Source organism: Duganella flavida, from assembly GCF_009857445.1.
Taxonomy (GTDB): Bacteria; Pseudomonadota; Gammaproteobacteria; order Burkholderiales; family Burkholderiaceae_D; genus Rugamonas; species Rugamonas flavida.
Window position 1 is genome coordinate 38380 of sequence record NZ_WWCN01000020.1, and the last position, 11355, is coordinate 49734.

General features: G+C 61.4%; 10 protein-coding genes. 6 read left to right on the forward strand and 4 right to left on the reverse strand.

Features of this window, described 5'->3' with window-relative positions:
* Positions 1–6 precede the first annotated feature (6 nt).
* Entirely contained in the window at positions 7–1545 is a 1539-nt protein-coding gene (gene murJ, locus GTP46_RS25140) for a murein biosynthesis integral membrane protein MurJ (protein WP_161009370.1), read from the reverse strand.
* Between the two features lie 195 nt (positions 1546–1740).
* On the opposite strand from murJ, the gene rpsT reads away from it, so the two are divergent.
* Positions 1741–2007 carry a 30S ribosomal protein S20 gene (gene rpsT, locus GTP46_RS25145; protein ID WP_092281579.1) on the forward strand — a complete coding sequence of 89 codons (267 nt, stop codon included), beginning with the start codon at positions 1741–1743 and terminating at the stop codon, positions 2005–2007.
* Positions 2008–2087: 80 nt separating this feature from the next.
* Here the strand turns inward: rpsT and GTP46_RS25150 are convergent, their stop codons facing one another.
* A complete protein-coding gene (locus tag GTP46_RS25150; protein WP_161009371.1) occupies positions 2088–3371 on the reverse strand; it encodes an HD-GYP domain-containing protein in 1284 nt (427 codons plus the stop codon).
* 60 nt (positions 3372–3431) lie between these two features.
* Complete coding sequence (locus tag GTP46_RS25155; protein WP_161009372.1) at positions 3432–3992, reverse strand: pseudouridine synthase; 561 nt, start codon at positions 3990–3992, stop codon at positions 3432–3434.
* A gap of 126 nt (positions 3993–4118) precedes the next feature.
* On the opposite strand from GTP46_RS25155, the gene icd reads away from it, so the two are divergent.
* The gene (icd, locus tag GTP46_RS25160) at positions 4119–5372 is read left to right on the forward strand and encodes an NADP-dependent isocitrate dehydrogenase (protein ID WP_161009373.1); all 1254 of its coding nucleotides are present in this window, start codon (positions 4119–4121) and stop codon (positions 5370–5372) included.
* 70 nt (positions 5373–5442) lie between these two features.
* Here icd and cspE read toward each other — a convergent pair whose 3' ends face one another.
* Entirely contained in the window at positions 5443–5646 is a 204-nt protein-coding gene (cspE, locus tag GTP46_RS25165; RefSeq protein ID WP_008446468.1) for a transcription antiterminator/RNA stability regulator CspE, read from the reverse strand.
* Positions 5647–5971: 325 nt separating this feature from the next.
* Between cspE and clpS the strand changes: the two genes are divergently transcribed.
* From clpS to GTP46_RS25185, 4 genes are all read left to right on the forward strand, one after another.
* Positions 5972–6274, forward strand: coding sequence for an ATP-dependent Clp protease adapter ClpS (clpS, locus tag GTP46_RS25170; RefSeq protein ID WP_092281587.1), 303 nt, complete (start codon positions 5972–5974; stop codon positions 6272–6274).
* The gene (gene clpA / locus GTP46_RS25175) at positions 6271–8577 is read left to right on the forward strand and encodes an ATP-dependent Clp protease ATP-binding subunit ClpA (RefSeq protein ID WP_161009374.1); all 2307 of its coding nucleotides are present in this window, start codon (positions 6271–6273) and stop codon (positions 8575–8577) included. The genes clpS and clpA overlap by 4 nt, the downstream gene beginning before the upstream one ends.
* Positions 8578–8699: 122 nt before the next feature.
* Positions 8700–10427 carry a hypothetical protein gene (locus GTP46_RS25180; RefSeq protein ID WP_161009375.1) on the forward strand — a complete coding sequence of 576 codons (1728 nt, stop codon included), beginning with the start codon at positions 8700–8702 and terminating at the stop codon, positions 10425–10427.
* 9 nt (positions 10428–10436) lie between these two features.
* Entirely contained in the window at positions 10437–11354 is a 918-nt protein-coding gene (locus tag GTP46_RS25185; RefSeq protein WP_161009376.1) for a hypothetical protein, read from the forward strand.
* Position 11355 lies beyond the last annotated feature (1 nt).

Below are 11355 nucleotides of genomic sequence, written 5' to 3' on the forward strand. Positions count from 1 at the left end.
AATGCCTTAGCGCGCGATGCGCTTGAAGTCGCGCAGGCGAAAACCCATCAGCATCAACGCGCCAAAGTAGACCGCACCGCATACGCTCACCAGCAGCAGCAGGGCGCCCAGGCGCAGGAAGGCATGCGGCTGCAAGCCGATCCAGTCGATGTGAGCGGCGCCGAGCCACGCCACGCCCGCCATCACGACGCAGGCGACCACCAGCTTGACGCAGAACAGCAGCCAGCCCGGCCGTGGACGGTAGATGTCGCGGCGGCGCAGGCCGACATACAGCAGGCTGGCGTTCAGGCAGGCGCCCACGCCGATCGACAGCGCCAGTCCGGCCACTTGCAGATAAGGCACGAACAGCATATTCATCAGCTGGGTGGCGATCAGCACGCCGGTAGCGATGCGCACCGGGGTGCGGATGTCCTGCCGTGCGTAAAACGCCGGCGCCAGCGTCTTGACCAGGATAATCCCCAACAGGCCGACGCAATACGCGATCAGCGGACGCGCCGACTGCGCCGCCGCTTCATCGGTAAAGGCGCCGTAGTGGAACAGGGTGGCGATCATCGGCTCGGCCAGGACGGCCATGCCCACCGCCGCTGGCAGCGTCAGCAGGAAGCTCAGGCGCAGGCCCCAGTCCAGCAAGTCCGAGTATTCCTGGTGGTCGTCGTCGGCCTTGGCCTTGGACAGGCTAGGCAGCAGGATGGTGCCCAGTGCTACGCCCAGCATGGCGGCCGGGAACTCCATCAGACGGTCGGCATACGACAGCCAGGAAATGCTGCCCTTGGCCAGGTGCGAGGCGATGCTGGTGTTGATCATCAGGCTGATTTGCGCGGCCGACACGGCAAACACGGCCGGGCCCATCTTTTTCAGCACGCGGCGCACGCCGGCGTCGGCCAGGCCGGCCGCCGGGTTCCACGACAGCGTCGGCAGCATGCCGATCTTGATCAGCGCCGGCACCTGGATCGCCACCTGCAGCACGCCGCCCACGAACACGGCAATGGCCATGGCGTAGATCGGCTGCGCCAGGTGCTGTTGTAAAAACAGCGACGCCAGGATCGAGGAAATATTCAGCAGCACCGGCGTGAAGGCCGGGATCTTGAACTCGCGCCAGGTATTGAGCACGCCCCCGGCCATTGCCACGAAGGCCATGCAGCTAATATAGGGGAACATCAGGCGCGTCATCCACACCGCCGCGTCGAACTCCTTGAGCCCGCTGGCAATCACGTAGATGAACAGCGGTGAGGCTATAATGCCGATCAGCGTGATGATCAGGGTAGCCCACACCAGTGTGTTGGCCACATGGTCAACCAGCTTCTTGCTGGCTTCTTGCCCCTCCTGATTCTTGTATTCAGCCAGGATGGGCACGAAAGCTTGCGAGAACGCGCCCTCGGCAAACAGGCGGCGCAGCAGGTTGGGAATGCGGAAAGCGACCACATAAGCGTCTGTCATGGGGCCGGCGCCAAAGGCGCGGGCAATCAGGGTTTCACGCAGGAGGCCGGTGATCCGGGACAGCATCGTCATGCTGGAGATGGCGGAGAGTGTCTTAAGCAAGTTCATGGGACGTGATTATAGTTGCTCCTGCCAATAAATATCGCTATAATCACAGGCTGTACAAAATTCTGTTGCGCAGACATTAATGTTTGGCAGGCAGTAGTTTGACTCACATGGTTCGCTCTTATGGCAACCTAGGACGCACCTGTTTGCCAAACATTAACGTTTGCAAACGCATCATTTACCTGTTTAGGAAATTTCATGGCAAATACCGCACAAGCGCGTAAACGCGCTCGTCAAGCAGTTAAGCAAAACGCTCACAACTCGGCTCAGCGTTCGACCCTGCGTACCGCTATCAAAGCTGTGCGTAAAGCGATCCAAGCTGGCGACAAAGCTGCTGCGACGACTATCTTCCAAGCTTCGGTGTCGACTATCGACAGCATCGCTGACAAGAAAATCATCCACAAAAACAAGGCAGCTCGCCACAAGAGCCGTCTGGCAGCTGCTTTGAAAGCACTGGCCGCTTAATTTTCCTTTCTTAGGAAGAGCAAGCAAAAAAAGCCGCACTGGCATTGCCAGTGCGGCTTTTGTCGTTTGTCGCATTGGTTTTACTGTGGCCGCAGGTGCTTGAGCAAGTCGTGCAACGGCTTGGATGACAGGCCCTGCAGCTCGGCCGAGCGGCGGTCGATTTCATTGGCCAGGTCCAGCTGCAGCCATTCGATTTCATCGAGCATGGTGCGCAGTTCCAGCAGCACCGCCGGATCGTCCTGGGCGATGAACAGCATGCTCTCGCTGCGGTCCGGATCGAATCCCGCTTGCAGCACCAGCTGGCGGATGGTGTTCATCCGTTCAAACAAAAACGCCAGCGGCGAGCGCTCCGGCTCGGCCGGCGCCACCATGTGCTCAAAGACGCTGCGCTGCGCAAACCAGGCGCGCAGCACGTCGGACAGGTGGGCCAGCTGGGTGGCGGCGTCCAGCTGCTCCTGCGGCAGCGGCAGGGCGTCTTCCGGGGTGGCGTGGATCAGGTCGCGCAGGGCGCCGGCGGCGTCGCGGTCGAAACGGTTTTGATGCAGGCGTGCCAGCATGTCCAGCCGCGGCAGGTCGAAGCGGCGTATCACGGTTTCCGCCACGTCGGCCACCGCCAGTAGCTTGGCCAGCGGCGTGATCTTGTCGGCGCGCAGGCCGTTCGGGTAGCCGCTGCCGTCCATCCGCTCATGATGCTGCAGCACCGCCAGCCGCGCGCTGGCCGGGAATTCCTTGATGGCGTTCAGCACCATGTGGCTGGCCAGCGGGTGCACGTGCACGAAGCGCCGCTCGTCCGGTGTGATGGCGTGGCCGCTGTCGAGCAGGGTGGGATCGGTATGCATCTCGCCAAGGTCGTGGCATAGCGCGGCCAGCAGCAGCGTCTGGCGCTCGGGTGCTGGCAGTTTCAGGCGCTGCCCCAGCGCGTAGGCAATCATGGCGGTGCGCAGCATGTGCTGGAACATGGCCGGGCGCTGCTCGCGCAGTACGGTTAGCCGCATCAGCAGCGGCGCCGGCAGCTTGAGCGCGGCCAGCCCGTGCTTGACGGCCAGCGGGTCGCCGCTGCGGTTGGCCAGGCGGGCGTAGATGGGATCGTGCTCCAGGACCTTGCCTGCTTCAATCGACAGGCTGGCGGCATCGATGGCGCGCTCGCTGATCAGCATATTGTCGAGCGGCTCGTTGAGCTTGTGGCGGGCCAGGCGCTGGAATTGTTCCTCCCCCAGCTCGGTGCCTTTGGCGACCAGCTTCATGCCGTTGTCGCAATAGATATCTTCGTGTGCGGTGACGGTCTGCTGCCGGGCCAGGGCGGCCACGGCTTGCAGATAGTAGGGGCTCTCGTCGTACTCGGTAGCGCTCGTTTCAGCAGGCATGGCATCCTCCTGGCGCGGTGGCGCCACCTGCCTAATAGTAAGGCAGGTGTTGTCGAATTGCTAGCTAGTGAGGTCTTTGGGCGACACTTGCATCCACTCACCCGGCATCAGCGGATGCGTCGCCAGTGAGATGTTGCCGATGGCGCTGCGCACCAGCCGCAAGGTCGGCAGGCCGACTGCCGCCGTCATACGCCGTACCTGGCGGTTCTTACCTTCTTGCAGCGTGATGGCCAGCCAGCTGGTGGGCTGGTCGGCGCGCTGGCGGATCGGCGGATTGCGCGGCCACAGCCACTCCGGCTCGGCGATGTGCATGGCCTGGCACGGCTTGGTGATGAAGTCGCCAAGGTCGAGCGGTGCTTGCAGCTTGGCCATGGCGGCCGCGTCCGGGACGCCGTCCACTTGCACCAGATAGGTTTTGCCGGCCTTATGGTCGGGGTGGGCGATGGCGTGCTGCAGCTTGCCGTCGTCGGTCAGCAGCATCAGGCCTTCGCTGTCGTAGTCGAGGCGGCCGGCAGGGTAGATATTCGGGATCTTCAGGTGATCGGCCAGCGTGGCCTTATCGTCCTGTGCCGAGAACTGGCACAGCACTTGAAACGGTTTGTTGAATAGAATCAGGGACATTATCGAAAGCGGAAATTGGTGTAGGCTTGAAACTCTGGCGCCTCACTATATACTCGTGCATAATGTGAAACAACCGTCTTATATCTTATAGAAGACTTGGACTATCCCCCTTCGGAGAATCATCAGATGTATCAACATATCAAAGTACCGGCGGACGGCCAGAAAATCACCGTCAATGCGGATTTTTCCCTGAATGTACCAGATAACCCGATCATTCCCTATATCGAAGGTGATGGTACCGGTCGCGACATCACGCCGGTGATGCTGAAGGTGGTCGATGCGGCGGTAGCCAAGTGCTACGGCGAACAGCGCAAAATCCAGTGGATGGAAATTTTTGCCGGCGAAAAATCGACCCAGGTCTACGGCCCGGACGTGTGGCTGCCGGAAGAAACGCTGGCGGCGGTGAAGGATTATGTGGTCTCGATCAAGGGCCCGCTGACCACGCCGGTGGGCGGCGGCATCCGCTCGCTCAACGTGGCGCTGCGCCAGCAGCTGGACTTGTACGTCTGCCTGCGTCCGGTACGCTACTTCACCGGCGTGCCGTCGCCGCTGAAAGAGCCTGAGAAAACCAATATGGTGATTTTCCGCGAAAACTCGGAAGACATCTACGCCGGCATCGAATACGCCGCCGGTTCGGAAGGTGCCAAGAAGCTGATCGACTTCCTGCTCAAGGAAATGGGTGCCAACAAGATCCGCTTCCCTGAGACCTCGGGCATCGGCATCAAGCCGGTATCGGTGGAGGGCACCGAGCGCCTGATGCGCAAGGCCATCCAGTATGCCATCGACAACGACAAGCCATCGGTGACCATTGTCCACAAGGGCAACATCATGAAGTACACCGAGGGCGGTTTCCGCGATTGGGCCTACGCGCTGGCGCAAAAAGAATTCGGCGCCGAGCTGATCGACGGCGGCCCGTGGTGCAAGTTCAAGAATCCCAAGACCGGCCGCGACATCACCATCAAGGATTCGATTGCGGACGCGTTCCTGCAACAGATCCTGCTGCGCCCAATGGAATACAGCGTGATCGCCACCCTGAACCTGAACGGCGACTACGTGTCGGACGCGCTGGCGGCGCAAGTAGGCGGTATCGGCATTGCGCCGGGCGCCAACCTGTCGGACTCGGTGGCCATGTTTGAAGCCACCCACGGCACCGCGCCCAAGTACGCCGGCAAAAACTACGTCAACCCGGGCTCGATGATCCTGTCGGCCGAGATGATGCTGCGTCACATGGGCTGGACCGAAGCGGCCGACCTGATCATCAAATCGATGGAAAAGGCGATTACCTCCAAAAACGTCACCTACGATTTCGCCCGCCTGATGGAAGGCGCGAACCAGGTTTCGTGCTCGGGCTTTGGCGAAGTGATGATTGAGCAGATGTAACCGCTGTACAACAGCGCAGGCGAAAAAAAACCCCGCGCTGCGGGGTTTTTTCACATCAGGGCTTAAAAAATTAAGCCGACTGGATGTTGGAAGCTTGCTTGCCTTTAGGGCCTTGCGTGACTTCGAACTGAACTTTCTGACCTTCTTTGAGGGTCTTGAAACCGTTCATGTTGATTGCGGAGAAGTGAGCGAACAAATCTTCACCGCCATCATCTGGAGTGATGAAGCCAAAACCTTTGGAATCATTGAACCACTTAACAGTACCAGTTGCCATAAAAAGAACTTTCTAAATTAAAACCTATCACACGAGCCATAAAAGCAAGAAGCTTCTTGCCCCTCTCCTCACCGCCCACTTCTTATCAACATGTACATTTCTGCACGCAGCCGATAACGCATTGTTAGCGGACCAAATTTGAAAGTCAAGCAGATTTGTGGGCATTTTGCTACTTTCCCACGGATTGGTGAAAAAGCAACTCTTGATTTTGGGGAAAGGGGCGCCATCTGCGGCAAGTCGAGAAAGCGCGTAAGATGGAAAACAATTGGATATGTGCAGCGAAATGCACATTGCATCAACCTCGAAAGCATTAGAATATAAGCGTATGGCAACCAAGCAAGATACCGAAACCCTCTTGGAGCGGCAAACGCTGAAGCCGCCACCCCTGTACCAGGTGGCGTTGCTGAATGACGACTACACCCCGATGGAATTTGTGGTCGCGATCATTCAGGAGTATTTCAACAAGGATCGCGAAACCGCGACGCAGATCATGCTCAGTGTGCACCGCTACGGCAAAGGCGTGTGCGGCGTGTTCTCAAAAGATATAGCCTGTACCAAAGTGGAGTTTGTTTTAACGCATGCGCGCAAGGCAGGGCATCCCCTGCAGTGCGTGATGGAGGAAGTATGATTGCGCAGGAATTGGAAGTAAGTTTGCACATGGCGTTTGTCGAAGCCCGACAGGCGCGCCACGAATTCATCACGGTGGAGCACTTGCTGCTGGCCTTGCTGGACAACCCTTCGGCTGCCGAAGTGTTGCGCGCATGCGCCGTCAACATTGAAGATCTGCGCAAAACGCTCACTAATTTTATTGGTGACAACACCCCGACCGTGCCAGGCACGGGCGAGGTCGATACCCAGCCTACGCTCGGCTTCCAGCGCGTGATCCAGCGCGCCATCATGCACGTTCAGTCAGCTTCCAACGGCAAGAAGGAAGTCACCGGCGCCAACGTACTGGTGGCCATCTTCGGCGAGAAAGATTCGCACGCGGTGTACTACCTGCACCAGCAGGGCGTGACCCGCCTGGACGTGGTCAATTTCATTTCGCACGGCGTGCGCAAAGATCAGCAGTCGGACACCGCCAAGGCATCCGAGGGCGTGGAAGAGGGCGCACCGGCCGGCGAAGGCCAGAGCAAGGAAAGCCCGCTCGACCAGTTCACCCAGAACCTGAACAAGTCGGCCGCCGAAGGCAAGATCGATCCGCTGATCGGCCGCGAAGAGGAAGTGGATCGCGTGATCCAGATCCTGTGCCGTCGCCGCAAGAACAATCCGCTGCTGGTGGGCGAAGCTGGTGTCGGCAAGACTGCCATCGCCGAAGGCTTGGCCTACCGCATCACCCAGGGCGACGTGCCGGAAATCCTGTCGAATGCCGTGGTGTATTCGCTGGACATGGGCGCGCTGCTGGCCGGCACCAAGTATCGCGGTGACTTTGAACAGCGCCTGAAGGCCGTCCTCAAGCAATTGAAGGACAATCCAAACGGCATCCTGTTCATTGACGAGATCCACACCATCATCGGCGCCGGCTCGGCTTCGGGCGGCACGCTGGATGCGTCCAACCTGCTGAAACCAGCTTTGGCTAACGGCCAGCTGAAGTGCGTCGGCGCGACCACCTACACCGAGTTCCGTGGCGTGTTCGAGAAAGACCACGCGTTGAGCCGCCGCTTCCAGAAAGTGGACGTCAATGAACCGACCGTCGAGCAGACCGTGCAAATCCTGCGCGGCTTGAAGTCGCGCTTCGAAGAGCACCACGGCGTGAAATATTCGTCGTCGGCGCTGTCGACTGCGGCTGAATTGGCGGCCCGCTTCATCAACGACCGCCACCTGCCGGACAAGGCCATCGACGTCATCGACGAGGCTGGCGCTGCACAGCGCATCCTGCCGAAATCGAAGCAGAAGAAAACCATCGGCAAGACCGAGATCGAGGACATCATCTCCAAGATCGCGCGCATCCCGCCGCAAACTGTCAACCAGGACGACCGCAGCAAGCTGCAAACCATCGACCGCGATCTGCGCAACGTGGTGTTCGGCCAGGATCCTGCGATCGAAGCGCTGGCGTCGGCCATCAAGATGGCGCGTGCCGGCCTGGGCAAGACCGATAAGCCGATTGGCTCCTTCCTGTTCTCCGGTCCGACCGGCGTCGGCAAGACCGAGGTGGCCAAGCAGCTGGCCTTCATCCTCGGCATCGAGCTGGTGCGTTTCGACATGTCGGAGTACATGGAGCGTCACGCCGTGTCGCGCATGATCGGCGCGCCGCCGGGCTACGTTGGTTTCGACCAAGGCGGCCTGCTGACCGAAGCGATTACCAAGAAGCCGCACACCGTGCTGCTGCTGGACGAGATTGAAAAAGCCCACCCGGACATTTTCAACATCCTGCTGCAAGTGATGGACCACGGCACGCTGACCGACAACAACGGCCGCAAGGCGGACTTCCGCAACGTGATCATCATCATGACCACCAATGCGGGCGCTGAATCGCTGCAGAAATCGACCATCGGCTTCACCACCTCGAAACAGGCTGGCGACGAAATGGGCGATATCAAGCGCATGTTCACGCCGGAGTTCCGCAACCGCCTGGACGCCATCATCAGCTTCCGCGCGCTGGACGAGGAAATCATCCTGCGTGTGGTCGACAAGTTCCTGATGCAGCTGGAAGAGCAGCTGCACGAGAAGAAAGTCGAAGCGGTGTTCACCGAGAAGCTGCGCGCCTTCCTGGGCAAGAAAGGTTTCGATCCGCTCATGGGCGCCCGCCCGATGTCGCGCCTGATCCAGGACATGATCCGCAAGGCGCTGGCCGACGAGCTGCTGTTTGGCCGCCTGGTCACCGGCGGCAAAGTGGTGGTCGACCTGGACGACAAGGACACGGTCAAGCTGGACTTCACGGAACCGCCGGATGCGGCGCCGAGCCAGCCACCGGAAACGGTCGAAGTCGAATAAATACCTAACCCGCCACCCGGCGGGTTTTTTTTTCGACTGCGTTTTCGTCTGATCTAGATCAACACCTCCGCAATCTGCAAGCGCAAGATTGAATCGGCATCAACACGCTTGCGGAGGATGTGATGATCGATTATTTCGGCCACCTGGCCGTGCTGGACGAGTTGCACGCGCAGTTAAGGCTCGCCGCCTACAGCACCCCGGACGAACAAAAGGCGCAGACGCGCATCCTGGATGCGCTGGCGCGCGACGGTGATCTGGCCTGTCTCGGCGCGCTGACCGACCATCTGCTGGCGCATGCTGCCAGCGATGGCAGCGAGCTGGACATGCTGCAAACCGCCGCCGATTTGTGGCGCGAAGGGCAGGACATCTACGGCGACGTTACCGCAGCCCGAGCGGCCCTGGAATCGGCACTGACCGCGCCGGGCGCACCCGATGCATTGGCCAAGTTCCAGCAAGCTAACGCGCTGCTGACCGGGCTGGAACAGCGCGCCACCGAGGTCATCAACGCAGCCATGGCCTTGCCGGCGCAAATGTCGCCGCCGCGCTATTTGCCGCGCCACCCGCGCCAGGCGGACCAGAAAACTGCCGAGTGGAACTGGGGCGACCTGTTTCTGGCCCGCCGCACCGACGCTTTCGTGCGCAACCTTGCCGCAGCAGGGCGCGATAGTGCTACCCGCGCCTTTGCCTTCGGCGCGCTGGCCGGCTACGGCGGCAATCTGGCTGGTAGCGCCTACCAGTCGCGCACCGTGGGCGGCCCGCGCCGCGCTCATCCGTACCGCGACCGGCTGGCCAAGTATGCCGGCGGCGGCTGGCTGCGCGAGCACCGGCCCGGTTTGCCGCCGCTGAAGAAGCTGGCGCAGATGCTGCGCTGGGGCGCGCCGGCCCTGGCGCCGCAATTGCCGCCGCATATCGCCCAACTGCTGACCGATACGCTGAGCGCCACCTACGATCTGCGCGTTACCGCAGCGCTGCCGGATCTGCAAACCGGCTACCAGCGCTTGCTGCGTCACATCGAATTGCTGGCGGTGTTCGAGCTGCCTGCCTCGCCTGCGCCGCTGGCCATCGCGCTGGAAATCCGCAAGGCTGCCAATCCCGATGCCTTCCCGCCGCTGGTGGCCGTCGTCAAGCCAACCGGAACCGGCGCTGCGCCACCCGGCGGCAGTCCCGGCACCAAGTCGGACAGCGAGGAAACCAAGAGCAAGACCTGCTGGGAAGGCTTGCTGATCGTGCTGGCCGTGATCGGGATTGTCTTGCTGTGTATCGCCACGGCCGGCGCGGCGTGCGGCGCCGGCTCGCCTAAACAAGATCCCAGCCACCCCGATCCTCAGCCTGGCACCAACAGCCAGGCGCTGACGGCGTTTTCCGCTACCGACGAGGCGGTCCACATCTGCGATGTGCTGGAGCAGTTGCAGCACTATCTGTGGCAAAGCTTTTCCGACGCGGCCGATTATCTGGCCGTGTTCGGCATCATCTACCCGAACGAATTGCAACTGCTACAGCCGGTCCACGCGCCGTTTACCTCGGCGCCGCCATCGTCGCCGTTCCCGCACCGCGCCCTGGCACGCGCCAATGCCGGCTACGAAGTCGCGCCGGCCACCCCCATCGAGCATAGCGCGGGTGGGCCGGCGCCTTATCCTGCATCGGCGACGCCGGCCGCTTATGTCGCCAGCGCGGCGCATATTTCCCTGTCGCTGTGGCAGCAACTGGTGCGCGGCGATACCGACAGCTTCAATCTCGACATGGATGCCGACCGCGACAATCACCACCACTGCTGGGACATCACCGCCGGCTCCATCAACGACGACCCGGTGCCCGAAGTGGCGCTGGCCTATCCGCAAACCGCTGCCTGAGGAGCTGTCATGGACCGCGACGATGATATCGACACCTCTCACCCGTGGCTGGTGATCCCGTACTTCAACGGCGACGAAGGCCGCGCCTCGCAGCGGCCGCTGAGCAAGGTGTCGCCGCCGGTGACCAGCTGGCTGTGCCCATCCATCCATGTGCAGGGCGTCAACTACAGCACGCCGCCGGGCACTTATCTGCCGGATGAACCGTTGGAAATCAGTATCGACGTCGACAACCGTGGCGTACCGAATGCGCAGGTCAAGCTGCAAGTGTACTGGTCGGATCCGTCCACCGGCTTTGCCAGCCAGCAGTTGATCCTCACCGCCAGCAAGCCGGTAGCGGGGCGCGCGGTAACCGGCCCCACCCGCTTCCCGCCGATGATCTGGACGCCGGACAAGGCCAGCATCCCGCCGCATTTCTGCCTGCTGGTACGCGCCAGCAGCACGCCGCCAGAGCCGGACCCCGGCCCGCTGGCGCCATCGCCGATGGACAACCGCCACTGGGCCCAGTACAACTTGCAATCGACCACACTGAGCGCCGCAGGTGGCAAGGACTTCGTGTTCTGGGCCGGCAATCCGGCGCTGGAAGCGGGCGCTTATTCGGTCACCGCGCTGCCGGTGTCGGAGCAGGTGCTGCAGCAGATGGCGCGCGTGGTGCGGGCCGAGCCGGTGCCGGTGCGGCGTCAACAACTAAGCTTGCATCGCGCCACCGATCCCGCCATACGGCGCACGGGCGAGGCCAGCATGGTGCTGGAGCTGGCGCGCGGCGAACGGCAAGCGCTAGTGCTAGGGGCGCACGACTTGCATCTCGCACCGCAGCAGTTCACCGCCGTCGAAGTGCTGCAGTCGCGCGTCGGCCATGAGCCCACCGGCAGCATCGGCGTGGTGCTGTTTGGGCATGTGCATGAAACTTGTGGAAGACGCCGCCGATAAT

Excerpts from the sequence above, each read along its gene's own strand:
- murJ (WP_161009370.1), bottom strand. The coding sequence starts at position 1,545 with ATGAACTTGCTTAAGACACTCTCCGCCATCTCCAGCATGACGATGCTG.
- clpA (WP_161009374.1), top strand. The coding sequence starts at position 6,271 with ATGATTGCGCAGGAATTGGAAGTAAGTTTGCACATGGCGTTTGTCGAA.
- GTP46_RS25185 (WP_161009376.1), top strand. The coding sequence starts at position 10,437 with ATGGACCGCGACGATGATATCGACACCTCTCACCCGTGGCTGGTGATC.
- cspE (WP_008446468.1), bottom strand. The coding sequence starts at position 5,646 with ATGGCAACTGGTACTGTTAAGTGGTTCAATGATTCCAAAGGTTTTGGC.
- icd (WP_161009373.1), top strand. The coding sequence starts at position 4,119 with ATGTATCAACATATCAAAGTACCGGCGGACGGCCAGAAAATCACCGTC.
- GTP46_RS25150 (WP_161009371.1), bottom strand. The coding sequence starts at position 3,371 with ATGCCTGCTGAAACGAGCGCTACCGAGTACGACGAGAGCCCCTACTAT.
- clpS (WP_092281587.1), top strand. The coding sequence starts at position 5,972 with ATGGCAACCAAGCAAGATACCGAAACCCTCTTGGAGCGGCAAACGCTG.
- GTP46_RS25180 (WP_161009375.1), top strand. The coding sequence starts at position 8,700 with ATGATCGATTATTTCGGCCACCTGGCCGTGCTGGACGAGTTGCACGCG.
- GTP46_RS25155 (WP_161009372.1), bottom strand. The coding sequence starts at position 3,992 with ATGTCCCTGATTCTATTCAACAAACCGTTTCAAGTGCTGTGCCAGTTC.
- rpsT (WP_092281579.1), top strand. The coding sequence starts at position 1,741 with ATGGCAAATACCGCACAAGCGCGTAAACGCGCTCGTCAAGCAGTTAAG.